The 25468-nt window shown below is 71.3% G+C and carries 21 protein-coding genes; all 21 read left to right on the forward strand.

What is annotated here, in order from left to right:
• Nucleotides 1-22: 22 nt before the first annotated feature.
• Entirely contained in the window at nt 23-2086 is a 2064-nt protein-coding gene (locus ASF35_RS04345) for a hydantoinase/oxoprolinase family protein (RefSeq protein WP_055963334.1), read from the forward strand.
• Nucleotides 2083-3888 (forward strand): hydantoinase B/oxoprolinase family protein, encoded by a 1806-nt coding sequence (locus tag ASF35_RS04350; protein ID WP_082480331.1) that lies wholly within the window; start codon nt 2083-2085, stop codon nt 3886-3888. The genes ASF35_RS04345 and ASF35_RS04350 overlap by 4 nt, the downstream gene beginning before the upstream one ends.
• Nucleotides 3885-4517 (forward strand): isochorismatase family protein, encoded by a 633-nt coding sequence (locus ASF35_RS04355; protein ID WP_055963337.1) that lies wholly within the window; start codon nt 3885-3887, stop codon nt 4515-4517. Before ASF35_RS04350 ends, ASF35_RS04355 begins: the two co-directional genes overlap by 4 nt.
• A gap of 61 nt (nt 4518-4578) precedes the next feature.
• Entirely contained in the window at nt 4579-5895 is a 1317-nt protein-coding gene (gene hisD, locus ASF35_RS04360; RefSeq protein ID WP_055963340.1) for a histidinol dehydrogenase, read from the forward strand.
• 296 nt (nt 5896-6191) lie between these two features.
• Entirely contained in the window at nt 6192-7376 is a 1185-nt protein-coding gene (locus ASF35_RS04365; protein ID WP_055963343.1) for a sugar ABC transporter substrate-binding protein, read from the forward strand.
• A gap of 5 nt (nt 7377-7381) precedes the next feature.
• The gene (locus ASF35_RS04370) at nt 7382-8962 is read left to right on the forward strand and encodes a sugar ABC transporter ATP-binding protein (protein WP_082480329.1); all 1581 of its coding nucleotides are present in this window, start codon (nt 7382-7384) and stop codon (nt 8960-8962) included.
• Entirely contained in the window at nt 8959-9999 is a 1041-nt protein-coding gene (locus ASF35_RS04375) for an ABC transporter permease (protein ID WP_055963350.1), read from the forward strand. Before ASF35_RS04370 ends, ASF35_RS04375 begins: the two co-directional genes overlap by 4 nt.
• A gap of 24 nt (nt 10000-10023) precedes the next feature.
• Nucleotides 10024-10809 carry an SDR family NAD(P)-dependent oxidoreductase gene (locus ASF35_RS04380; RefSeq protein WP_055963353.1) on the forward strand — a complete coding sequence of 262 codons (786 nt, stop codon included), beginning with the start codon at nt 10024-10026 and terminating at the stop codon, nt 10807-10809.
• Nucleotides 10810-10877: 68 nt separating this feature from the next.
• Nucleotides 10878-11819 (forward strand): 3-hydroxyacyl-CoA dehydrogenase family protein, encoded by a 942-nt coding sequence (locus ASF35_RS04385; protein WP_082495363.1) that lies wholly within the window; start codon nt 10878-10880, stop codon nt 11817-11819.
• 37 nt (nt 11820-11856) lie between these two features.
• A complete protein-coding gene (locus ASF35_RS04390) occupies nt 11857-13887 on the forward strand; it encodes an FAD-dependent oxidoreductase (protein WP_055963356.1) in 2031 nt (676 codons plus the stop codon).
• A gap of 31 nt (nt 13888-13918) precedes the next feature.
• Nucleotides 13919-14338 (forward strand): Ohr family peroxiredoxin, encoded by a 420-nt coding sequence (locus ASF35_RS04395; protein ID WP_055963360.1) that lies wholly within the window; start codon nt 13919-13921, stop codon nt 14336-14338.
• 2 nt (nt 14339-14340) lie between these two features.
• Complete coding sequence (locus tag ASF35_RS04400) at nt 14341-15099, forward strand: SDR family NAD(P)-dependent oxidoreductase (protein WP_200931718.1); 759 nt, start codon at nt 14341-14343, stop codon at nt 15097-15099.
• A gap of 4 nt (nt 15100-15103) precedes the next feature.
• Nucleotides 15104-16336 (forward strand): XdhC family protein, encoded by a 1233-nt coding sequence (locus ASF35_RS04405; protein ID WP_082495444.1) that lies wholly within the window; start codon nt 15104-15106, stop codon nt 16334-16336.
• 232 nt (nt 16337-16568) lie between these two features.
• Nucleotides 16569-17738: a sugar ABC transporter substrate-binding protein gene (locus ASF35_RS04410; protein ID WP_055963366.1), complete on the forward strand. Its 1170-nt coding sequence runs from the start codon at nt 16569-16571 to the stop codon at nt 17736-17738.
• 2 nt (nt 17739-17740) lie between these two features.
• Nucleotides 17741-19306, forward strand: a complete 1566-nt coding sequence (locus ASF35_RS04415) for a sugar ABC transporter ATP-binding protein (RefSeq protein WP_055963371.1) — start codon at nt 17741-17743, stop codon at nt 19304-19306.
• Nucleotides 19307-19347: 41 nt separating this feature from the next.
• Nucleotides 19348-20367, forward strand: coding sequence for an ABC transporter permease (locus ASF35_RS04420; protein WP_055963374.1), 1020 nt, complete (start codon nt 19348-19350; stop codon nt 20365-20367).
• Nucleotides 20364-21347 carry a carbon-nitrogen hydrolase family protein gene (locus ASF35_RS04425; protein ID WP_055963377.1) on the forward strand — a complete coding sequence of 328 codons (984 nt, stop codon included), beginning with the start codon at nt 20364-20366 and terminating at the stop codon, nt 21345-21347. The genes ASF35_RS04420 and ASF35_RS04425 overlap by 4 nt, the downstream gene beginning before the upstream one ends.
• On the forward strand, nt 21340-22203 hold the full coding sequence (locus tag ASF35_RS04430) for an amidohydrolase family protein (RefSeq protein ID WP_082480323.1): 864 nt from the start codon (nt 21340-21342) through the stop codon (nt 22201-22203). Before ASF35_RS04425 ends, ASF35_RS04430 begins: the two co-directional genes overlap by 8 nt.
• Complete coding sequence (locus tag ASF35_RS04435; RefSeq protein WP_055963384.1) at nt 22203-23744, forward strand: class I adenylate-forming enzyme family protein; 1542 nt, start codon at nt 22203-22205, stop codon at nt 23742-23744. The genes ASF35_RS04430 and ASF35_RS04435 overlap by 1 nt, the downstream gene beginning before the upstream one ends.
• A 31-nt stretch (nt 23745-23775) precedes the next feature.
• Nucleotides 23776-24444, forward strand: a complete 669-nt coding sequence (locus tag ASF35_RS04440) for a flavodoxin family protein (RefSeq protein WP_082495364.1) — start codon at nt 23776-23778, stop codon at nt 24442-24444.
• Between the two features lie 10 nt (nt 24445-24454).
• Entirely contained in the window at nt 24455-25465 is a 1011-nt protein-coding gene (locus ASF35_RS04445; protein ID WP_162239230.1) for a LacI family DNA-binding transcriptional regulator, read from the forward strand.
• Nucleotides 25466-25468 lie beyond the last annotated feature (3 nt).

Consider the following 25468-nt stretch of genomic DNA (forward strand, 5'->3'; position numbering starts at 1 on the left):
ACGACACAGGAGCTGAACAGACATGACCTTGCGCATCGGCGTGGACGTCGGAGGCACCTTCACCGACCTCTTCCTGCACGACTCCGAGAGCTCCCGGTTCTGGCTCGCCAAGACACCGTCGACGCCGGGCAACCAGGCCGAGGGCGTCATCCGCGGCATCCAGGAGATCTGCGCGAAGGCGGGCCTGGAGCCGCAGCAGCTCGACGCCGTGCTGCACGGCACGACCGTCGCGACCAACGCGCTGCTCGAGGACAAGGGCTCGCGGGTCGGCCTGCTCACGAGCCACGGCTGGCGCAACATCCTGCACCTCGCCGACAGCTGGACGCCCGGTCCGCTCTTCGGCTTCTTCAACTACGCCCCGCCGGAGCCCGTGGTCCCCTTCGAGCGAGTGCGTGCCCTCGAGGAGCGCATCACCGCCGACGGCGAGGTGATCCTCGAGCTCGACGAGGCCGACGTCCAGCAGAAGGTGCGCGAGCTTGTCGACGAGGGCATCGAGGCCCTGACCATCTCGCTGATGCACGCCTACGCCCACCCGGCCCACGAGGAGCAGGTCGCGAAGATCGCCGGCAAGGTGCTCGCCGACCTCGGCGTCGACATCCCGGTCTCGCTGTCGAGCGACGTCAGCCCGGAGTTCCGCGAGTACGAGCGTGCGGTCACGACCGTGCTCAACTCCTACCTGGGCCCCGTGATGCAGCGGTACCTGTCGACGCTCGACACGGCCCTGCGCGACGTCCCCGTGAGCGCGAGCCTGCAGGTCGTCCGCTCCGACGGCGGCCTCATGTCGGTCGGCGGCGCCCAGGAGCACCCGATCCAGACGGCGCTGTCCGGACCGTCCGGTGGCGTCAACGGTGCCGCGTACGTGGCCCAGCGCGCCGGGTTCGACAAGATCATCACCTTCGACATGGGCGGGACGTCCTCCGACGTCGCGGTCTGCGTGGGCGGCGTGCCCGAGGTGACGCGCGAGACCAAGGTCGCGGCCTTCCCCGTGCGCGCCCCCGCCATCAACGTCGAGACGATCGGCGCCGGCGGCGGATCGATCGCGAACGTCTCCGAGGTCACCGGCGGCCTGCGCGTGGGTCCGGAGAGCGCGGGCGCCCAGCCGGGGCCGGCCTGCTACGGCCGCGGCGGCACGCTGCCGACCGTCACCGACGCCAACCTGGTGCTCGGCCACCTGCCGACCACCCTGCTCGGCGGGGACATGACGCTCGACGCCGACGCCGCGATGAAGGCGCACGAGCCGCTCGCCGCCGAGATGGGCGTGGACGTGCACAGTGCGGCTCAGGCCGTCATCGACATCGTCAACGGCAACATGCTCGGCGCGCTGCGCGCCGTGACGGTGCAGCGCGGCCTCAACCCGCGGGAGTTCTCGCTGCTGTCCTTCGGCGGCGCGGGGGGCCTGCAGGCCAACGCGCTCGCCGCCGAGCTCGGCTGCTTCCCGGTGATCATCCCGCCGGAGGCCGGCGTGCTGTCGGCAGTCGGGTTCGTCGTCGCCGACGTGCAGAACGAGTTCGCGCAGGCCTACCTCTCGCCGGTCGAGTCGATCGACGTCCAGGCCCTGCGCGCGACGCTCGCCGAGCTCGGCGGCCGCGCTGACGCGTGGCTCGAGGAGGAGGGCGTCCCCGCCGCCGACCGCAGCGTCCGCTACGTCTTCGACATGCGGTATCGCCGCCAGGGGTACGAGATCACCGTCGAGATCGACGCCGACACCGCCGCGACCCTCGAGCTGGACGACCTGACCCGCCGCTTCCACGAGGAGCACGTCCGGCTCTACGGCTTCGAGCTCCCGGCGAGCGTCGAGGTCGTCACGGTCCGTTCGCGTGGCATCGGCCGCACCGAGAAGGTCGACCTGGAGCCCGGCACCGAGGTCGCTCCCGACGCGTCCGCCGCGCGGGTCGGCAGCCAGCCGTCGTGGGTCGACGGTGCCCTGCAGGACGTGCCGATCTACGACCGCGCCCTGCTCCAGCCGGGCATGTGCGTCGAGGGCAAGGCCGTCATCACCCAGTACGACTCGACCGTGCTGGTGCTCCCCGGGCACCGCGCGCGCGTCGACACCTTCTTCAACCTGCTGCTCGAGGAGTCCCGATGACCACGACGTCCGCCATCGACCCGGTCACCCTCGACCTGATCGAGAACTCGCTCAAGAACATCCGCATCGAGATGGACGAGGTGCTGCGGCGCTCGGCCATGTCGTCGTCGATCCGCGAGCAGCACGACGAGTTCCCGATGATCGCCAACGAGCGCGGCCAGATGATCGTGGGCCAGTTCGGCTCCTACATCCCCGACGTCGTGGCGCGCTTCGACACGGTCGCACCGGGTGATGCCTACATCCTCAACGACCCGTACCTGTGCCGCGGCTCGATCTCGCACACCAACGACATCCTCGTGATCGTCCCGATCTTCCACGGCGAGCGCCTGGTGGGCTACGCGAGCCAGTTCGGACACGTGCTGGACATCGGCGGCACCTCGCCCGGCACGCAGACGGCCGACTCGCACTCCATCTGGGACGAGGGCCTGCGCATCCCGCCGGTCAAGATCGTCGAGGGCGGCGTGCTGAACGAGGGGGTCGTTGCGCTGATCCTCAACAACACGCGCGTCCCCGACATCGTTCGCAGCGACATCATGGGCCTGATCGGCGCCTGCCAGCGTGCCGCGAGCCGCGTCGTCGAGCTTTGCGACCGTCACGGCCAGCCGACCTACTCGGCGGCCTGCGACGCGCTGCTCGAGCGCACGCGCGTCGCCATGATCACGCTGATCCGCAAGTACGTCCCCGAGGAGAAGGTCGTCTTCTGGGACTGGGTCGACGACGACGGCGCGGGCAACGGTCCGTTCAAGCTGCAGCTCACGGTCTGGCGCGAGGGCGACACGGCCTACTTCGACTGGACGGGCACCGACCCGCAGGCTCCGGGCTCGATCAACTTCCTCATCCACGAGAACCTCTGCAAGCTGTTCTTCGGCGTCTACATGATCATGGCGTTCGACTCGAGCATCCTCTTCAACGACGGCTACAACAGCGTCTTCGAGGTCACGCTGCCCGAGGGCTCGCTGCTCAACCCGAACTTCCCCGCCCCGCTGTCCAACCGGCTCAACGTCCACACCCGGCTGTTCGACTGCATCTCCGGTGCGCTCGGCCAGAAGGCCCCCGACCTCTCGATGGGCGCGGGCTACGGCACCAGCCCGCACCTCGTCTACTCCGGCTACGCCGAGGACGGCGAGTACTTCCAGATGACCGAGCTGCTGTTCGGCGGGCTGCCCGGCCGCAAGGCCGGCGACGGCCTCGACGGTCACTCCTGGTGGCCGGAGTTCCGAAGCACCCCGGCGGAGTACATGGAGACGAACTACCCCCTGGTCGCCATGCGCTACGAGCCGGTCACCGACTCCGGCGGAGCCGGTCTCCACCGTGGCGGCGCCGGGATCGAGCGGGAGTACCTGTTCCGTCGCCCGGGCTTCGTGGGCGTCAACGACGACCGTGCGACCCTGCAGCCGTGGGGCATCGGCGGCGGACGAGCCGGCGGGAGCTCCTCCAAGCTGATCGTGCGCGCCGACGGCACCCGCGAGGAGCTGCCCTCCAAGCGCGACAACATCAAGGTCGAGCCGGGCGACCGCCTGGTCTTCCGCACCGCCGGAGCCGGTGGCTGGGGAGATCCGCTGCAGCGGCCGGTGGCCGCCGTGGAGCAGGACATCGCCCGCGGGCTCGTGTCGAAGGAAGCGGCCCGCGCCGAGTACGGCGTCGTCGCCGGCGACCCGGAGGCGACGGCGGTGCTGCGCGAGGAGCTCGCCGCGTCACGGACCGGTGCGCTCGGCTTCGACTTCGGCGCCCTCCCCGACGGCCTCGTGCCGCCGGTGCAGGTCGCCGCCTCGTCCGCCGGTCGGGACGGAGCCTCCGCATGAACGCGCTCGACGAGGACTACCGCCAGTCCGGCTTCAACCAGCGTCTGGGCTTCGGTGAGCGGCCGGCCGTCCTGGTCGTCGACTTCGTCAAGGCCTACCTGACCCCCGGCAACCCCCTCTACGCCGGGGTGGAGGACGCCCTGGCCGCCGCGACGACGCTCGTCGAGACGGCCAGGGAGTCCGACGTGCCGGTGCTGTACACGGTCGTGCACTACGAGGACCCCACCGAGGGCGGCCCGTTCTTCCGCAAGGTGCGTGCGCTGCAGAACTTCGTCGGCGACACCGAGGCGGGCGAGATCTGCGACGAGCTCGCGCCGCGTGACGGCGAGCTCGTGATCCGCAAGAAGTTCGCCAGCGCGTTCTTCGGGACCGGCCTGAAGGAGACGCTCGAGGAGATGGGCGTCGACAGCGTCATCGTCGCCGGCCTGAGCACGAGCGGCTGCGTCCGGGCGAGCAGCCTCGACGCCATCCAGTCGGGCTTCGTGCCGATCGTGGTCCGGGAGGCGGTCGGCGACCGCGCGGCCGGCCCGCACGACGCGGCCCTGTTCGACCTCGACGCCAAGTACGCCGACGTCCGCAGCCTCGACGAGGTCCTCGAGCACCTGCGCTCGCTCGCCGCTACCTCCTAGCCCCGAACCGACACCTCCCACCCCGCCGCGGCGCCCGCCGCTCACCGAACGGAGCACCCCCATGGAACACCTCAAGAAGCCCACCGGCAGCGACGCGTCGGCCGGCACCCGCGACCTCGTCGTCTCCCAGACCGTCGCCTCGATCATCGAGGACGTGCGCACCCGCGGCGACGCCGCCGTGCGTGAGCTGTCGGCGAAGTTCGACTCCTGGGAGCCCGAGAGCTTCAGGCTCTCGGCCGAGGAGATCGACCGCATCGTCTCCTCGGTCCCGCAGCAGGTCCGCGACGACATCGTGACGGTGCAGGCCAACGTCCGCGAGTTCGCGCAGCACCAGCTCGACTCGATGAAGGAGTTCGAGGTCGAGACCATGCCGGGCGTCCTCCTCGGCCAGAAGCACGTCCCGGTCGAGGCGGCAGGCGCCTACGTCCCAGGTGGTCGCTACCCGCTGCTCGCCTCGGCGCACATGACCGTCGTGACCGCCAAGGTCGCCGGAGTGGAGCGGACCACCGCCTGCACGCCGCCGATCCGTGGCGAGGTGCCTGCTCCCACGATCGCCGCGATGGCGCTCGCCGGTGCGGACGAGATCTACCTGCTCGGCGGCGTCCAGGCCGTGGCTGCGATGGCCATCGGCACCGAGACCATCGGCAAGGTCGACATGCTGGCCGGTCCCGGCAACGCCTACGTGGCCGAGGCCAAGCGTCAGCTCTACGGGGAGGTCGGCATCGACCTCTTCGCCGGGCCCACGGAGATCCTGGTCATCGCGGACGACCACGCGAACCCGTTCGTGGTGGCCGTCGACCTCCTGAGCCAGGCCGAGCACGGCCCGGACTCGCCGGCCGTGCTCATCACCACCAGCCGCGAGCTGGGCGAGGAGGTCATCGCGCACGTCGAGCGCCTGCTGCCCGGGATGTCGACCAACGACAACGCGGGACCGGCCTGGCGGGACCACGGCGAGGTCATCGTCGTCGACTCCCTCACCGAGGCCTACGCGCTGGCCGACCGCTTCGCGAGCGAGCACGTCCAGGTGTTGACGCAGGAGCCGCGTCGAGCCCTGACCGAGATGCGCAACTACGGCGCGCTGTTCCTCGGGGAGGGCACCTGCGTGTCCTACGGCGACAAGGTCATCGGCACCAACCACACCCTGCCGACGCGGGGCAGTGCGCGCTACACCGGCGGCCTGTGGGTGGGCAAGTACCTCAAGACCGTCACCTACCAGGAGGTCACCGATCCGGCCTCGAGCGCGGCGCTGGGCGAGCTCTGCGGTCGCGCGGCGCGAGTGGAGCTGTTCGAAGGTCACGCACGGTCCGGTGACGTCCGCGCGGCGGGCCACAACGGTGTCGAGCTGGACTGGATCACCGAGGCGCGCTCCGTCGTGTGACGTTCACGTGACGTCGCCGTCACGTTCGTGATGCAGGGCACAAAAACCCTTGACAGGGTCTGCGTCACCGAGTTGTATACGTATACATCGTTGAGAGGAGGAGAGATGTCGGAGTCGCTGCACCGTGGTCTCGCCGCACCAGCGGGCGGGCATCTCTCCTCCTCCGCAGCCCGAGGGCGGGGGGCCCACGAGCCCAAGGACGAACGGTCGGCCGCGCCCGCGGTGCAGGCCGGACGGACGCCGCATCCCGGCCGTCGGCCGCGGACGACGTCGACCCACCCCATCAGGAGAGAGACATGACCCCAAGAACTCCAGGCCGACTGCGTCGCACCGGTGGTGCCGCCGTGGCCCTGCTGCTGTCCGCCGCCGTGATGACCGCGTGCAGTACGGCGTCCGACTCGTCGTCGTCGTCCGACGGCGGTGAGCAGAGCGACGCCCAGAAGGCAGCGCAGGCCAAGGTCGACGAGGCCTCCGCCATCCCCACCTTCACCCTCGACGCCCCGGCGTTCGATGTGACGAAGGCCGAGGGCAAGACGATCGTCAACGTCCCGATCACCGAGCAGATCCCCTACGTCAAGGCCGTCGACGTGGAGATGGAGCGCGTCGCGAAGAAGTACGGCGTGAAGTGGGTCAACTACCAGAACGGCGGTACGCCGACGGAGTGGTCCAAGGGCATCGACTACGGCATCCAGGTCAAGGCCGACCTGATCATCGCGCACTCCGGCATCAACCCCGAGGTGATCATCCCGGCGCTCCAGCGCGCCAAGCGCGCCGGCATCCCGGTCATCGCCACCCACACCTACCAGGACGGCGAGGAGCCCCCGGCCGCGGTGAAGGACCTGCTGGCCTCGACCACCACGGTGCCGTTCGCCCGCTCGGGCCAGCTCCAGGCCGACTACGTCGTCGCGCAGTCCGGTTGCGAGGCGAAGCCACTCATCATCACCACCAACGACCTCCTCGCGTCCAAGCACATCCTCAAGGGGATGAAGGACGAGTTCGCCGAGCTGTGCCCCGAGCTCGAGCCCGGCGTGATCGACGTGCCCGTCGGTCAGTGGGGCACCAACATCAAGCCCGAGGTGCAGTCCTACCTGGTGAAGAACCCCGACACCGACTGGGTCATGGCCAGCTACGACGACCAGACGGTCCCGGCGATCGCCGCGATCCAGGCCGCCGGCAAGGGTGGATCGGTCAAGATGACCGCCTACAACGGAACTCCGGCCAACGTGAAGCAGATCCAGGACGGCGACATCCTCGCCGCGGACGTCGGTGAGAGCATCAACTGGCTCGCGTGGTCGGTCGTCGACCAGTCGTTCCGCATCCTCTCGGGCGTCGAGCCCACCGAGGGCGGCGACCAGAAGACGCCGCTGCGCATCATCGACGACTCCAACGTCGACGAGACCGGCACGCCGCCGAACAACGAGGACGGCTACGGCGACGCCTACGTCGAGGGTTACGAGAACCTCTGGCAGACCGGGAGCTGATCGAGATGGGAGCACCTGTGCAGCTCGGTCACACGGACGTCGAGGCGAACGTCGTCCTCCGCGGCATCACCAAGTCGTTCGTCGGCGTGCAGGTGCTCAAGGGCGTGGATCTCTCCATCGCACACGGGGAGATCCACGGCCTGCTCGGCCAGAACGGCTCGGGCAAGTCGACGCTCATCAAGGTCCTGAGCGGAACCTACGACCCGGACGGTGGCGAGGTCCTCGTCGAGGGTGACCCCCAGGGCCTCCCGCTCGTGGACTTCGCCGCCGTCGGGTTCAGCTTCGTGCACCAGGACCTGGGCCTCATCGAGGAGATGACCGTCCTCGACAACTTCCTCCTGCCGCAGACGGCCCGCTCGGGCTCGTACTACCTGCGGTGGCGTCGGGACCGGGCCCGGGTGCAGGAGGTGCTGGAGCGCCACGGACTGCACGTCGACACGCGGGCCTCGGTGGCCTCGCTCGAGCCGACGGACCGGGCGCTGCTCGCCATCGTCCGCGCGGTCCACCACATCCAGGAGAGCGACCGGCGCGGGCTGCTCGTCCTCGACGAGCCGACCGTCTTCCTGCCGCGCGAGGGCGTCGAGCGCCTGTTCGCGCTCGTGCGCAGCGTCGCGTCGAAGGGGACGAGCGTCCTGTTCGTCTCTCACGACATCGACGAGGTCCGCGAGCTGACGTCGCACGTCACCGTCCTGCGGGACGGTGCCATCGCCGGCACGGCCGTCACGGCCGAGGTGAGCGACGAGGAGCTCGTCACGATGATCGTCGGGCAGCAGCTGGCTCGCCACCAGGGCCAGCTCCGCGCGCACGACGGCCGCGGCGACGTGGTCCTCGGCGCGAGGTCCGTGCGCACCTCGCTGCTCGACGGCATCGACATCGAGGTCCGCGAGGGTGAGGTGCTCGGCGTGACGGGCCTGAACGGTTCCGGCTTCGAGCACGTGCCGTACGCCTTGTTCGGCGCGCTGTCCGACGCCGAGGGGACCGTGCGCGCGGGCGGCGTCGACCACGACCTGTCGTCCTTCGACCCTCGGGCCGCGCTCTCGGCCGGGATGGCGTTCGTGCCGGGCGATCGCAAGCGCGAGGGTGCAGTCGGCGACCTCACGCTGGCGGACAACATCACCATGCAGGCGATCGACCGACACCGTCCCTGGATGTTGCGTCGCGACGCGCTTCGACGTGACGGCGTGCGCCTCATCGAGGAGTACGACGTCCGGCCCGCGAGGCCCGAGGCGATGTACGGCTCGCTCAGCGGCGGCAACCAGCAGAAGGCCCTCATGGCGAAGTGGCTCACCACCGAACCCGACGTGCTCCTGCTGCACGAGCCGACGCAGGGTGTCGACGTGGGCGCTCGCGAGCAGATCTTCGCGGCGCTCGACGCGGCTCGCGAGCGCCGCACCGCCGTGGTCTGCGCCAGCTCCGACTGCGAGCAGCTCGCCCGGATCTGCGACCGCGTGGTGGTGGTCGCCCGCGGCAGGATCGCTGCGGAGCTGAGCGGCGACGCCATCGAGAAGGACCACCTGGTCGAGCAGGTCTACAACACCGCGACCATCACCGAACCGCAGCACCAGCACGAGGGGACACCCGCATGAGCGCACTGGCCGAGGAGAAGAAGAAGGCCGACCAGCAGGCGGAGGCATCGCCGCCGGCCGCCCGGAGAGGCGGGCCGCGCTGGCGCGACCTCGGACAGCGCTGGGCGCTGCTCATCGCCTGGGTGGTCGTCATCGTGGTGTTCGGTGCGCTACGTCCCGACATCTACCTGAGCGCGGCGAACTTCCAGACGATCTTCGGGTCGCAGGCGGTCCTCCTGCTGCTTGCGCTGGGACTGCTGCTGCCGCTCGTCACGGGCAACCTCGACCTGTCGGTCGCGGCGAACCTCGCGTTCTCCTCCGTGCTGCTCGCCGTGCTGCAGGTCGAGGCCGGACTGTCGCTCGGGGTCGCGGTCCTCGTGGTTCTGGCGGTCGGCGTCGTCATCGGCATGGTGAACGGCTTCCTGATCGTCGGGCTCGGCATCGACTCCCTCATCGCGACCCTCGGCATCGCCACGGTGCTCCAGGGCCTCGCGTTGGCGATCTCCAACGGTCAGACGTACTCGGGTGTCAGCTCGACCCTCATCAACCTCTCGGCGAACTACCGCTTCGCGGGCATCGCGCTGGGGTTCTGGTACGGCGTCGTCCTGACGCTCCTCCTGGCCTACCTGTTCGTGTTCACCGCGCTCGGTCGCCGCATGCTGTTCGTGGGCCGCAACGCCGAGGTCTCGCGCCTCAGCGGGGTGCCGGTGGCGCGCATCCAGTGGGGTGCGATGGTCGGGGCCGCAGTCATCGCGTCCTTTGCCGGCATCATCTACACCGGCAGCCAGGGAGCCGCCGACCCGACGTCGGGACTCGGCTTCCTCCTGCCCGCCTTCGCGGCGTGCTTCCTCGGATCGACCGCCGTGCAGCCGGGTCGGTTCAACCCCGTCGGCACGTTCATCGCGGTGTTCTTCCTCGTCAGTGGCATCACCGGTCTGCAGATCCTCGGCGCCGCCTCCTACGTCCAGCAGCTGTTCTACGGCGGGGCTCTCATCCTCGCAGTCGCTCTGGCGAAGATCCCCGAGCGCCGCCGCAAGCGCAAGAAGGTGGCGGCGTGAGGTCCGAGGCGATGTGGTGCGCCGATGAGTGACGCCTCACTCACCGGACGTCGCGTCCTGGTCACCGGGGCCGCGGGCGGCATCGGTGCCGCCGTCGCGATCGCCGCGGCCGGTGCCGGTGCCGCGTCCGTCCTCCTGGCCGACCGCCCGGGAGCCGAGCTGTCGGCGGTGGCCTCGCAGGTCGAGGCCGCCGGCGCCGCGACCGTCGTCCTGGCCGCCGACCTGGGCGAGGCGGACGCCGTCGTCCAGCTGGCGAGCGAAGCCGTCGACCGGGCCGGGGAGATCGACGTGCTGGTCAACGCTGCCGGGGTGCACGAACGCGTGCTCGCCGCCGACACCGCCGTCGACGTGATGTCGCTCGACCTGTGGAACCTGGTGATGGCGATCAACCTGACCGCGCCCTTCCTGCTGACCCGCGAGCTCGCCTCGAGCATGCCGAACGGTGGCAGCATCGTGAACGTGGCTTCGCAGCTGGGCCTCGTGGGTGCAGCGGCCAGCCCGGCCTACACGACCAGCAAGGCCGGTCTGGTCCAGCTGACGCGGAGCACCGCGGTCGACCTGGCGGAGCGTGGCATCCGCTGCAACGCGGTGGCGCCCGGCGCCATCGAGACTGCCATGACCGACCGGATCCTCGCCTCCACCGCCGACCCGGCGGCTGCGCGGGCCGACGCCCTCGACACCTACGTGCTGAAGCGGTTCGGCCTGCCTGCCGAGGTCGCGGAGGCCGTGTGCTTCCTGGCCTCCGACGCCTCTGCGTGGACGACGGGCGCCTGCTTCGTCGTCGACGGCGGACAGACCGCCTGGCGCTGACCGAGCGCGGCGCGCCACACGCCGACCGAACTTCATGACTACGTATACGAATCATTGACGGAGAGACCATGACCGAGACGACCGAGGCCACGACCCAGGCCATCAGCGACGACGTCACGACCGTGGCGGTCGTGGGCGCGGGGACCATGGGTCGCGGCATCGCCGGGCTGTTCCTGCGTGCCGGGCACGACGTGCGCATCCACGACCACCTGCCCGGCGTGGCCGCACGATGGGTGGACTCCCTCTCCGCCGACGAGCTGCGGGGCGACGACGGGCGGGTGCGTGCCACCGACGTCGCCACTCTCGAGGAGCTCGTGCAGGGCGCAGGCCTCGTGGTCGAGGTCGTCGCCGAGGACCGCGCGATCAAGGCCTCGGTCCTGCGGACGGTGTCGGAGCATGCGCCCGCGCACTGCATCATCGCCACCAACACGTCGTCGTTCCCGATCGACGAGCTCGCCGAGGACTGCCTGCGACCCGAGCGGTTCCTCGGCATGCACTTCTTCAACCCCGCCGACGTCATCCCCGGCGTCGAGGTCATCGCCGGCGAGGCGACCGACCCGGCCGTCGTCGAGCGGGTCTCCGCCTGGCTGACCGCCGCGGGCAAGCATCCGGCCACCGTGCGCAGCTCGCCTGGCTTCATCGCCAACCGGCTGCAGATGGCGCTCTTCCTCGAGGCCGTGAAGTGCGTCGAGGAGGGACTGGTCACCGCCGCCGACCTGGACACGGTCGTCTCGACCTCCTTCGGGTTCAGGCTGCCGTTCTTCGGACCGTTCGCGATCGCCGACATGGCGGGCCTGGACGTGTACCGCAGCATCTTCGCGACCCTCCAGCAGGGCTTCGGGGACCGCTTCGCCGCCCCGGACTCGCTGGTGGCGCTCACCGACCAGGGCCACTACGGGCTGAAGACGGGCCGCGGCTTCCGCGCCTACGCACCCGACGAGGGCGAGACGCTCGTGGCGGCGCGCGACGACGCCTACGCCCGCATGAACGACCTGCTGTCGGACTCGTGAGCACCGACCAGCCCGACCCGCGACGAGAGGACCGACGATGACGACGAACGCCACCACCACGCTGAGCCGGGTCTGGCAGCCGATGCAGATCGGCCCGCTGCGGCTCAAGAACCGCATCATCGTGCCCCCGCGGGTGCTCAACTGGGGCGAGGACGGCGTGCTGAGCCAGCGCCACCTGGACCACTACCGCCGGCTGGTCGAGGGCGGCGCCGCCATGATCGTCACCGAGCAGCACGCGGCCTACCCCATCGCCAAGGGCTCCTTCCACCACCCGTGCTCGGCGTGGGAGATGCACTCCGTGCCGCAGTTCCAGAAGATGGCCGACATCGTGCACGAGCACGGCGCGATGGGTGCGGTCGAGCTCTTCGGGCCCGGTACCCACGACAAGGGCATGATGCTGCTCGACGAGTGGCACCCGCTGTGGGGCGTCTCGGACATCCCGTCGATCGTGCACAACGAGGTGCCGTCGGTGATGGGCCAGCGCGAGATCGACGAGATCGTCGCCGGCTTCGTCCGGTCGGCGCGCAACGTGCGCGACGGCGGCCTCGACGGGGTGGAGCTGCACGCCGCGCACGGCTACCTGCTGTGCCAGTTCCTGAGCTCGATCTACAACAAGCGCACCGACCGGTACGGCGGCTCGTTGGAGAACCGGGCCCGGATCATCCTCGACATCGCCCGGGGCATCCGCGCCGAGGTCGGCGACGACCTGGCGCTCGGCATCCGCCTGTCCTACGACGAGTTCGTCGACGGCGTCGGCATCACGCCCGACGAGGCCGACGAGCACGTGCGCCTGTTCGCCTCGACCGGGCTGTTCGACTACTTCAGCATCTCGGCGGGCAGCTACCACACGCTTCACCGCGGGACGGCGCCCATGCAGGAGGACGACGGCCACCTCGTGCCGTTCGCGCGACGCGCCAAGGAGATCGTGTCCGACCGGGCCGCTGTCATCGCCGTGGGCAAGATCAAGGACCTCCACCTGGCCGAGGAGGTCATCGCCTCGGGCGCCGCCGACGTCGTCGCCATGGGCCGGGCGCAGCTGGCCGACCCGCAGATCGTCCGCAAGACCCTCGAGGGGCGTGAGCACGAGATCATCCGCTGCACGAGCGTCAACGAGTGCATCGGGCGGTTGTTCGACGAGACCGAGGTCATCTGCATGATGAACCCGGTCACCGGCCGCGAGGCGCGCTGGGGCACCACCGACAGGGTCGCGCCCGAGGACGCGAAGAGCGTGCTGGTCGTGGGCGGGGGCCCCTCCGGCCTCAAGCTGGCCTCGGTCGCCGCCACGCGGGGCCATCGCGTGACCCTCGTGGAGGAGCGCGACGAGCTGGGCGGTCACCTGAACCTCCTGTCCTCGATGCCGCAGCAGCCCGGCTGGGCCGTCGCTGCGGACGACCTGGTGCGCGCGGCGCAGAACGCCGGTGTCGAGATCCGGCTCGGGACACGCGCCGACGCCGACTTCGTCCGGTCCTTCGGGGCCGACCGCGTCTTCCTGGCGGTCGGCTCGTACTACGACACCCGGGGAGTGAGTCCCTGGACGCCCCAGGTCGACGAGGTGCCCGGCATCGACGCCCCCCACGTCCTCGCCATCGACGAGGCCGTGCGCCGCGTGCTCGAGCACGGCGGCAGTGCTCTCGGTCCGCGCGTGGTGATCGTGGACGAGTCCGGGCAGTACCTGCCGCTCGGCCTGGCCGAGCTCGTGGCCGAGGCCGGGGCCCACGTCTCGATCGTCACCCCGCAGATGTACGTCGGAGCGGAGCTGGAGCGCCACCTCGGCCTGCCGTGGAAGATGCCCCGCCTGCTCGACCTCGGGGTCGAGTTCGTCCCGCAGCGGCGGCTCGACGCGGTCAGCGGCGCCTGCGTCGTGACGTCCGACCTCTGGAACGGGCGCTCGGTCGAGATCCCCGACGTGAGCACGCTGGTGCTCTCCATCCACCGCCGCTCCCGCACGGACCTGGCCGAGGAGCTCGTGGACCTCGGCGAGACCGTCCAGCGCGTGGGCGACGCGCTCGCCCCGCGCAAGATCGCCGAGCTCACCTACGAGGGTGAGCTCATCGGTCGTCAGATCTGATCCACCTCACCTCCGACACGAAGGACCAGCCATGCCCAAGATCCTGTACTCCACCGAGGCCACCACCACCACGGGCCGCGGCGGGTCCGTCGCCACCAGCGACGGTCGTCTCGACCTCCAGCTCTCCGCACCGAAGGAGCTGGGCGGCGACTCCGGCCCCGGCACCAACCCCGAGCAGCTGCTCGCCGCCGGGTACGCCGCGTGCTTCAACACGGCGCTCCGCGCGGTGCTGGGCCAGCACGACGTCACGGACGTCGAGCCGGTCGTCTCGGCGCAGGTCGGCATCTTCCGCTACCCGGAGGGCTACCGGCTCGACGTGGCGGTGACCGCCGAGCTCCCCGACGTCGACCCCGTCGTCGCGGAGAAGTACGTCGCCGAGGCCGACCAGATGTGCCCGTTCTCCGACGCGCTGCGCGGCGACGCGATCGTCAGCGTCGGGCTGGCGGAGTAGTGGTGGAGGGCCGCCGCCGTAGGGTCCTGGTCACCGGCGGGTCGCTGGGGATCGGCGCGGCGTGCGTGAGGTCCCTGGCCCAGGCCGGGGACCACGTGGTGGTGGCCGACGTGCTCGACGCGGAGGGGTCCGAGCTGGTGGCCGCGCTGGTCGCCGAGGGCCTCTCGGCGGAGTACGTGCACCTGGACGTCGAGGTGCCCGACGACGTGGTCGCCGGGATCGCGGCCACGGCGGACGACGGCTTCGACGTCGTCGTCGCGAACGCCGGCATCGCCCGCCGCCGTCCCTTCGGCGACCTGACCGACGCCGAGTGGGCCCACGTCCTCGACGTGAACCTCACCGGAGCCATGCGCGTCGTGCGCGCCGCGCTGCCCGGGCTCCGAGCCCGCGGCGGGGGAAGCGTGGTCGCGATGTCGTCCGTGCACGGCGTGGCCTACGGCTGGGCCGAGCACGCGCACTACTCCACCTCCAAGGCCGGTCTCGTGGGTCTGGTGCGCGCCCTGGCGTCCGAGCTCGGCCCCGACGGTATCCGGGTCAACGCCGTCGCGCCGGGGATGATCCGGACGGCCCAGTCGCTCGACGAGGTCAACTCCGCGGGTGCCGTGGCCCTCGACGCGGCGGCCTCGAGCGTCCCGCTGCGACGGATCGGCGAGCCGGACGAGGTCGCCGACGTGGTGCTCTTCCTCGCCTCCGACGCCGCGCGCTACGTCACGGGCCAGGCGCTCGTCGTCGACGGTGGCCTCACGGTCCACCTGGGCTGACGCCGTGCGCGCCGTGCTGCCCGACCTGGTCCGCGCCCTGGACGAGGACGGGTCCGTGGTGCTGGCGACCGTCGTCGGCACGTGGGGCAGTGCGCCACAGCCGGCGGGCGCCGCCATGCTGCGACGGCTGGACGGTCGCGTGGTCGGCTCGATCTCCGGAGGCTGCGTGGAGGGCGCGACCTACGAGCTCGCCGAGCAGGTCCAGGACACCGGTGAACCGGTCCGGTGCCGCTTCGACGTGAGCGACGACGACGCGATCGCGGTGGGACTGACCTGTGGCGGCACCATCGAGGTCCACGTCGAGCGGGTGGACGTCGACCAGCGACCGCTCTGGACGACCGTCCTGGCGAGCGTCCGGGACGGGCGCACGACGACGATCGTGTCCGCGCCCCCCGCGGACGGCGCACCTCCCGCGCCGCGCATCCTGCTCGAGGACGTCGCGCTCGACGGCGTCGACGGCTGGGACGGGGACGACCTCGCCCGGGTCTCGGTCGCCGCGTCAGCGGGCGGCGGCCTGGTCCGGCTCGGCCACGGCCCGACCGGCCCCGACCCGACCAGCCCCGACCCGACCAGCCCGGACCCGACCAGCCCGGACCCGACCAGCCCCGATCCGACCAGCCCCGATCCGACTAGCCCCGGGCGCGAGGCGTTCGTCTCGGTCCTGGAGGCGGCCCCGCGCCTGCTCGTGTACGGCGCCGTCGACTTCGCCGCAGCGTTGTGCGACCAGGTGCGGCTGCTGGGGTACCGGACGACGGTGTGCGACGCACGTGCCGTCTTCGCCACCTCCGAGCGGTTCCCCTCGGCGGACGAGGTGGTCGTCGACTGGCCCCACCGCCACCTCGAGCGGGAGGTGCTGGCCGGACGGACCGACGGGCGGACCGTGGTGTGCGTGCTGACGCACGACGAGAAGTTCGACCTCCCGCTGCTGACCCTCGCCCTGACGCGCGACGACCTGGGCTACGTCGGGGCCATGGGGTCGGCGCGCACCCATCATCGTCGCGTGGCGTCGCTCGCGGACGCGGGCGTGCCGCCCGAGCGGGTGGCGCGCCTGCACAGTCCCATCGGGCTGCACCTGGGTGGACGGACGCCCGCCGAGACGGCGCTCGCGATCGCCGCCGAGGTGACGGCCTCTCGGCACGGTGCCTCGATGCAGCACCTGCGCGGCGCGCAGACGCCCATCCACGGCCGGGCGACACCAGCCGTCGGGCACCTCCGGCCCGCCGTCCCCGGCGCGTGACCACGCACGGCCGAGCGAGGTTCCGCCGCATCTGACCTGCGACGTCATCGCGGCGAAACAGACCGGTGACCGTGGCGACCTCAGTTCCGGAGAAACTCCTGCCGACAAGGCATTGACAACGTATGCACAGATGGGCTTGCATACGTAGTCATCAGGGTGAGTCGCTCGGCTCGCGCTGGGGTCGACGGGCGCGAGGTCCGGTCGTCCCACCCCCCAGAGAACGAGGAATCTCATGCGACGACCCACCCCCCGAGGAGCCGCCGTCGGTGCGGCCACCCTGTCCCTGCTGCTCGTGGCCGCCTGCGGCTCGGGCTCCGGCAGCGAAGGCGGCGCCGGAGGCGGCACCGCCGACCAGGCCGCCGCGAAGGCCGCCATCGACGAGGCGAAGGCCGTGCCCGAGTTCGTCGCCCCCGGACCCGCCTTCGACGCGAGCGCGGCGCGCGGCAAGCGCATCGCGCTCGTGCCCGACTACCCCATGCTCCCGTTCGTCCAGGAGATCAACGTCGGGCTCAAGGATGCGGCGAAGGAGGCCGGGCTCGAGGTCGACGACTGCAACAACGACGGCACCGTCGGCGGCTGGGTGAAGTGCTTCGACAAGGCGATCTCCTCCAAGCCCGACCTCATCGTCCTCAACGGCTCGCCCTCCCCGTCGCAGCTGCAGCCACAGATCAAGGCCGCCGAGGCGGCGGGCATCCCCGTCATCGCCAACCACGTGCCGCTCGACGACGAGTTCCCGAAGGGCACGCTCCCGAAGACCAACGTCACCGGACTCACCGCGGTGCAGCCCGGACCGTTCGTCCAGGGGGCCAAGCTCATGGCCGACTACACGGTCGCCGAGGACGGCGCCGACGTGAACGCGCTGATCGTCACCGCGAACGAGGCGCCCGCGAGCCGCGGCCTGGTCAAGATGATCCAGGACGAGCTGGCCGCCGTGTGCGACTCGTGCGAGAACGAGGTCCTCAACGTCCCGATCGTCGACTGGGCCACCAAGCTGCAGGGCGAGGTGCGCACCGCGCTCCTGAAGGACCCGAGCATCAACTGGGTCATCACGATCTACGACGGCGCCATGCCGAACGTCGTCCCGGCCATCCAGGCCGCGGGTCGCAAGGGCAAGGTCAAGCTGACGGGGTTCAACGGCCAGGGCTTCGCCCTCTCGGGAATCGCCGACGGCACCGTCACCTCCACCATGGGCGAGAACCTGGAGTGGACCGGGTGGTCCACGATCGACCGTGCGCTGCGCGTGCTCGTGAACGGCGACGCCGACGACGCGACCGAGATGGACACGCCCGTCCGCGTCTGGGACTCGTCGAACATCGACGAGGCGGGCACGCCGCCGAAGCCCACCCAGGGCTACGGCGACACCTTCAAGGACGGCTACCTCGAGCTGTGGGGGGTCAAGTAGCCATGGCGACGCCCGGACCGTCCGTCCTCGAGCTGGTCGGACTCACCAAGACGTTCGGCGGCACCACCGTCCTCGACGCGGTCGACCTGTCGGTCGCGCCGGGGGAGGTGCACGGCCTGCTCGGGGAGAACGGTTCGGGCAAGTCGACCCTCATCAAGGTCCTTGCCGGGTTCCACGACCCGGACGGCGGCCGCCTGCGGGTCGGCGGGCGCGACGTCGCGCTGCCGCTGCAGCCGGACGCGCCCCGCACGCTGGGTCTGCAGTTCGTCCACCAGGACCTCGGGCTGATCGAGTCGCTGAGCGTCGTGGAGAACCTCGTCGTGGCCGACATGGCCCAGCGGCGGCTACGGATCTCGTGGGCGCAGGAGCGGCGCAAGGCCCGGCAGGTCTTCGAGCGCTACGGCATCGACCTCGACCCGGCGGCGACGGTCGCGGACGTCCGACCGGTGCAGCGTGCCCAGCTCGCGATCGCCCGGGCCATGGAGGGGATGCGCGAGGCGCGCGGCCACGGCGACGGAGGCGCCCACGGCCTGCTCGTCCTGGACGAGCCGACCGTCTTCCTCCCGCGGGAGGAGGTCGACCAGCTGTTCGGCCTGATGCGCGACATCGCGGCGTCCGGGGCGTCGGTGCTGTTCGTCTCCCACGACATCGACGAGGTGCTGCGGGTGACCGATCGCGCCACCGTCCTGCGCGACGGTCGTCTCGTCGACACCCTCGTGACGGCCGAGACCGACCACGACGCCCTCATCGAGCGCATCATCGGCCGCCGGCTGGAGGCTCACGCGCCCCCGGCGGCGGGGACGACCGTGAACGCCGCGCCGGTGATGGCACGGGTGCGTGGACTCACGTCGGACCCCCTCGTGGACGTCGACCTCGACGTCCACGAGGGTGAGGTGCTGGGCGTGACCGGCCTGCTCGGCTCCGGCTTCGAGGCCCTGCCCTACGTGCTGCACGGCGCCGTCGCGCCGACGTCCGGCCGCCTCGAGCTCGACGGGACCGAGCACGACCTCACGTCGCGACGCGGCCCGTGTGCCTCCACCGCGCTCGTGCCCGCCGACCGCAAGAACGACTCGGCCGTGCAGACCCTCCCGGTCACCGACAACGTCACGATGCCGGTCCTCGGCCGGTTCCGGGGAGCCCTCGGCCTCGACCGCCGGGCGATGACGACGGCCACCGCCGCGCTCATGGAGGAGTACGACGTGCGTCCCCGCGATCCCTCGCTGCCCCTGTCGGCACTGTCCGGCGGCAACCAGCAGAAGGCGGTCATCGCCAAGTGGCTGCAGACCGGCCCGCGCCTGCTCCTGCTGCACGAGCCGACCCAGGGTGTCGACGTCGGCGCACGAGGTCAGATCTGGGACGTCATCCGCGGCAGCGCGGACGCCGGGGGCGCTGTGGTCTGCGCGAGCTCCGACCACGAGCAGCTGGCCGCGCTGTGCGACCGCGTGGTCGTGCTGGCCCGCGGCCGGGTGGTCGCGGAGCTGACCGGAGGGGACGTCACCAAGGAACGCATCACCGAGCGCTGCCTGAGCAGCGTGCAGCTTGCCGCCGCCGCCGAGGACGCGGCGTGACCCCGCCGACCCGACCGACCCCTCCCAGGACTGAGGCTCCCATGACCACCACCGCCGAGAAGAGCACCGCTCCGCACACGGCTCGCCCGGCCCGACGACTCCCGGCAGGACTGCCGAGCCGTCTGGCCCTTCCGGCCGTCTGGGTCGTGACGATCGTCATCTTCAGCATCCTGCGGCCGGACACCTTCGCGACCTCGGCGAACTGGTCGTCGATGCTGTCGACGCAGTCGGTCTTCCTGATCCTCACGCTCGGGCTGATCGTGCCGCTGACGACCGGCGACATCGATCTCTCGCTGGCCTACACGCTCACCTTGTCCAGCGTGACCGTGGCCGTGCTCAACGTGAACCACGGCTGGCCGATCGGGTTCGCGATCGTGGCCGCGATCCTGGTCGGGTCGGCGATGGGTCTGCTGAACGGCGTGCTGGCCACGCTGTGCCGCATCGACCCGATCATCGTCACGCTCGGCACGGGGACCTTCGCCTACGGAGTCACGCTGATGATCTCGGGCTCCTCGACGGTGCCCGGCATCGACGTCGCCCTGAGCGACTGGACGGTCGGCAACAGCCTTCTCGGCATCCCGATCCAGTTCTACTACGCACTGCTCGCCGTCGTCGTCCTCTGGTACGTCATGGAGTTCACGACCCTGGGCCGGCGGATGCTCATCGTCGGCCGCGGCCGGTCGGTGGCGCGCCTGAGCGGCCTGCGGGTCGACCGCGTGCGGGTGGGGGCCCTGGTCACGGGCGGCACGCTCGCCGGCGTCGCCGGGGTCATGTACGCCGGGACGTCCGGGTCGGCCGACCCGACGTCGGGACCGAGCTTCCTGCTTCCCGTCTTCGCCGGCGCCTTCCTCGGCGCGACGGCGATCATGCCCGGCCGGTTCAACGCCTGGGGCACGCTCGTCGCGACCTACTTCCTGGCCACCGGCATCACGGGGCTGCAGTTCCTGGGCGCCGAGAACTACGTGCAGCAGCTGTTCTACGGCGGCGCGCTCGTGGTGGCCGTGGGGCTGTCGCAGCTGGTCACCCGCGGGTCCGCACCGATCTCGGGATCCGCGGCATGACGACCGGCGATCGGACCGTGTGGACGGTCGCCGCGGTGCACGCCGCGCCCGTGCTGCTCGACGCCGAGGCGACGATCGACAAGGCGTGCGGGTTCGTGGCGGAGGCGGGCGAGCGCGGCATCGACCTGCTGGTCTTCCCCGAGGTGTTCGTGCCCGGCTTCCCCTACTGGATCAACCTGTACCCGCCGGCCGACCTGTTCGGCATGCACGCGCGCTACCGCGGCGCGTCGGTGGAGGTGCCGGGGCCGCTCGTCGCGCGTGTGCAGGACGCGGCTCGTCAGGCAGGCGTGAACGTCGTCCTCGGAGTCTCCGAGCGCGACGGCGGGACGCTCTACAACACGCAGGTCCACATCGACGACGAGGGCACGCTGCTGGGCATCCACCGCAAGCTCCAGCCGACGTACGCGGAGCGCTTCGTCTGGGGGCAGGGGGACGCGTCGACGCTGAGCGTGTTCGAGACCCGGCTCGGCCGCGTGGGCGGCCTCGCCTGCTGGGAGCACACCATGAACCTGGCGCGCCAGGCCCTCATCGTCCAAGGCGAGCAGGTCCATGCCGGCGCCTGGCCCGGCCTCCAGACCCATCGGGGGATGGAGGAGAGCTTCGACCTGCAGGTCGAGGCGATGTCGCGCACGCACGCGCTCACCGGCCAGTGCTTCGTCGTAGTCGCCCAGAACCCCCTGACCGACGACATGGTCGCGCTCATGGAGGCCGAGCTCGGCCCGCAGACCATCCAGCCGGCCGGCGGCGGCTGGTCGGCGATCTTCAACCCCGACGGCACGACGGCCGCCGGACCCCACACGGGCCCCGAGGAGTGCCTGCTCGCCGCCGAGATCGACCTGACGGCCATCGACGGCGTCCACGCGCTCCTCGACGCGAACGGTCACTTCTCGCGGCGCGACGTGCTGCGCCTGTGGGTGGACGACGAGCCCAAGACCACGCTGGCGTCCGCGCCGCACCCGACCAAGGAGAACGATGACTGAGATGTCCTACGGCGCGATCGACATCGTCGTCGCGCCGCACACGCCCCGCGAGATCGCCGAGGACCAGGTCGGCGTCGACGAGACCTTCATGGACAAGGTCCGCATGCCCGAGGACATGCGCCGGGGCGTCCCCATGGAGGACTACGTCGCCGCCATGGACCGGGCCGGTGTGGAGCGCTCGCTGCTGATCGCCACCCGGGCGGGCGACCTGCGCGTCCGCCACTCCTACGAGATCCCGTACCAGCGCGTCGCCGACTACTGCGCGGCGTTCCCCGGCCGCTTCAGCGGGCTCGCCGGCATCGACCCGACCCGCGGGATCTCCGGGCTGAAGGAGCTCGACCACGCCGTCCACGACCTCGGCTTCGTGGGGGCGCACCTCTACCCGCACTGGTTCGGCCTGGCACCGGACGCGGCCCAGTACTACCCGTACTACGCCCGCTGCGCCGAGCTCGGGATCCCGATCATGATGCAGGTCGGCCACTGCCTCGACTACCGCCGCGACCGGATCCTCGAGAGCGTCGGGCGTCCCCAGACCCTCGAGCGGGTGGCGATCGACTTCCCGGAGCTGACCATCATCGGCATCCACCTGGGCTGGCCGTGGACGGAGGAGATGATCGCGATGTGCTTCAAGCACGCGAACGTCTACGTCGCGGCCGACGCCTACGCGCCCAAGCACTGGCCGGCGGAGTACGTGAAGTTCGCGAACTCGTGGGGCTCGGACAAGTGCCTGTTCGGCACCGACTGGCCCGTGATCGGGCCCGAGCGCGCGATCGAGGAGATCGACGGGCTGGGACTGCGACCGGAGTCGCGCCGCAAGCTCCTGCGCGACAACGCCGTGCGGATCTTCGGTCTGTGATGGCGGCGATCCCTGCGACCTTCGTCCCGCTCACGGTCGCCGACGGCGTCCGGGTCTCGGCCGGACGCACTCCCGGCAAGGTCGCGCTCCGCGAGGGGGAGCGGACCCTCACCTACGCCGCCCTGCGCAGCCGCGTGCACCGCGTGGGCAACGCCGCTCTCGCCGGGCTGGGGCTCACGTCGGGCGACCACGTCGCGGTCGTCGCGGGCAACCGCCTCGAGTACGTCGAGCTGGTGGTCGGCCTCGCCGGCGCGGGCCTGGCGGTCGTGACGATCTCGCCGGCCTCGTCGGCGGCGGAGATGAGCTACATCGTGGCCGACAGCAAGGTGCGGGCGCTCGTCGTCGACCGGGCGTGCGAGGAGGTGGCGCGGTCGGTCGCCGACGCGGCGGGGATCCCGGTCGTGCTGCTGGACGACGGCTACGAGGACTGGCTCGGCGCGGCACGCGACTCGCACCCCGGCGTCGTCCCGGACGAGTGGGACGCCATGGTCGTCCACTACACCTCCGGCACCACGGGCGAGCCGAAGGGCGTCCTGTGCCCGCACCGCTCGCGCACGCTCAACTACCTGGCGATGGCCGCGGAGTACGGCGCCTACGGTCCCCGCGACCACGGGCTCACGATCGCCCCGATGTACCACGGGGCCGGGCTCTCGTTCACGCTCGCCAACGTCTTCCTCGGCGGGTCCGCGACGATCCTGCCGAGGTTCGACCCCGAGGCCGTGCTGGCCGGGTTCGCCGCCGAGCCGATCACGAACGCCTTCATGGTCCCGACGCACTTCCACGGTCTCTTCGGCCTCGGCGACGAGCGCGTCGCGGCGATCGGGCACGGCGCGCTCAAGACCCTCGTGTCCAACGCGGCGCCGCTCTCGCAGGCGATGAAGGAGCGGATCGTCGACGTCATCGGCGACGGGTACCTCTTCGAGTGCTACGGCTCGACCGAGGCCGGGGTCGTGTCCAACCTCGCGCCCGCCGACCAGCTGCGCAAGGAGCGGTCCGTCGGGCTGCCGTTCCCGGCGACCGAGGTCCGGCTGCTCGACGAGGAGGGCCACGAGGTCGGCGTCGGCGACGTCGGTGAGCTGTTCAGCCGCTCGCCGTACCTGTTCACTGGCTACCAGGGGCGCGAGGCGGCCACCGCGGCCGCGCTGCGCGACGGCTGGTTCTCGGCGGGCGACCTCGCGGTGCGCGACGACGAGGGCTACCTCTACCTGGTCGACCGCAAGGGCGACAAGATCATCACGGGCGGGCTCAACGTGTACCCGCGCGAGGTGGAGGAGGTGCTGGCCCGCCACCCCGCGGTCGACGAGGCGTCGGTCTTCGGTGTCGCCGACGAGCGGTGGGGCGAGGCGATCCGCGCCTCGGTCACGCTCGCCCCGGGCGCGTCGGGTCGCCTCGACGTGGAGGAGGTGCTCGCGTTCTGCCGCGAGCAGCTGGCCGGCTACAAGGTGCCCAAGCACGTCGAGGTCGTCGAGACGCTGCCGCGCAACGCGGGCGGCAAGGTCCTGCGTCGAGTTCTGCGCGACCGCGCGGAGGCCGGCCGATGAACGGGCGGGCGTCCGTGAGCAGGGGCCGGGCATGACCGACGTCGACGTCGCGGTCGTCTTCCACAGCGCCTATCGGGGCTCCACCCGGGCGCTGGCGGAGGCGGTCGCCCGCGGCGTCGCCATGGTCGAGGGCGCCACGGCGCTCCTCGTGCCGGTCGAGCAGGTCGACGACCACTGGGACCGCCTGCATGCCGCCGATGCCGTCGTGCTCGGCAGCCCGACCTACATCGGCTCGGTGAGCGCGGTGTTCAAGACGTTCGTCGAACGGCTCGCGGGAGACGTGTGGCGCGAGCGGATGTGGCTCAACAAGGTGGCGAGCGGGTTCACGGTGAGCGCCGGGCCGTCCGGGGACAAGCTCAACGCGCTCCAGGACCTCGCGGTGTTCGCGGCCCAGCTCGGCATGATCTGGGTGCCCGTCCGACACGTCGGGGGCCACTACGCCACCTCGACGTCGATGGAGACGGCCCTCAACCGCATGGGCGGGTACCTCGGCGTGATGGCACAGGCCGACATCGACCGACGGCCGCCGGACGCCCCGCCCGCGAACGACCTGCGCACCGCCGAGCTGCACGGCCAGCACGTGGCCTCGGTGGCACGCCAGCTCGCGGCCGGGCGGGCGAAGCATCCCTCGCCCTACCCGGACCGCTGTGTACGTCCCGGCGTGCCCGCGACCCTCTGGGAGGTGCTCCTTGCTGAGTAGCATGACGCGCGTGGGCCCCACGAGTCGCGACATCGCCCGCGAGGCCGGCGTCTCCCAGTCGACCGTGTCTCGTGCGCTCCGTCGCGACCCGAGGGTGACCGAGCAGACGCAGCTGCTCGTCCAGGAGGTGGCCCAGCGCCTCGGGTACGTCACCAACCACGCGGCGCGCAGCCTCAAGACACGTCGAACGCAGACCATCGGCGTCGTGGTCGCCGACCTGCGCAACCCCTACTTCCTGGAGGTCGTCGACGCGCTGCGCGACGAGCTCCACCTCGCCGGCTACCGGACGTTCCTCGTGTCGGACCAGCAGGGCTCCGACGACGGGAGCGAGCTCGTCGACCTGCTGCTGGGCTCGGTCGACGGTGTCGTGTTCGCCTCGGCGCAGAGTGCCGACACCGCCGCGACCGGCTTCGCCGACCTGCGGATGCCGGTCGTGCTGGTGAATCGCGAGATCGAGAGCCGGCCTCTCGATCGCGTGCTGTCGGACTACACGGCCGGCGGCAGGCTCGCTGCCGAGCACCTCGTCGAGCTCGGCCACCGCCGCATCGGCCTCATCACCGGTCCGAGCGCGATGGCCGTCTTCCGTGACCGCGAGGAGGCCTTCCGTGGCACGCTCGCGCAGCTGGGGGTGCCGTTCGACGAGCGGCTGCGACGCGAGGGTCCGTTCTCCTACGAGGTCGGCGAGCAGCTGGGCGCCGAGCTCATGCAGGGGCCGGACGTGCCGACGGCGATCTTCTGCGCCGACGACCTCGTGGCGTTCGGCGTGCTCGACGCCGCCCAGCGGCACGGGCTGCGGGTCCCGGATGATCTCTCGGTCATGGGCTACGACGACCTCACGATGGCCGGCTGGGACCGCTTCGGTCTCACGACCGTCCGCCAGCCGATGGACGAGATGGCGCGGGCGGCGGCCCGGCTCGTGCTCGGGCGCATCCACGGCACCGACGACTCGGCGGAGCCGCAGCGACAGGTCCACCCGGTGCGGCTCGTCCGCCGTTCCAGCACCGGCCCGGCGCGGGCCTGAGCC

Source organism: Aeromicrobium sp. Leaf291 (assembly GCF_001423365.1).
In the GTDB taxonomy this organism is placed as follows: Bacteria; Actinomycetota; Actinomycetes; order Propionibacteriales; family Nocardioidaceae; genus Aeromicrobium.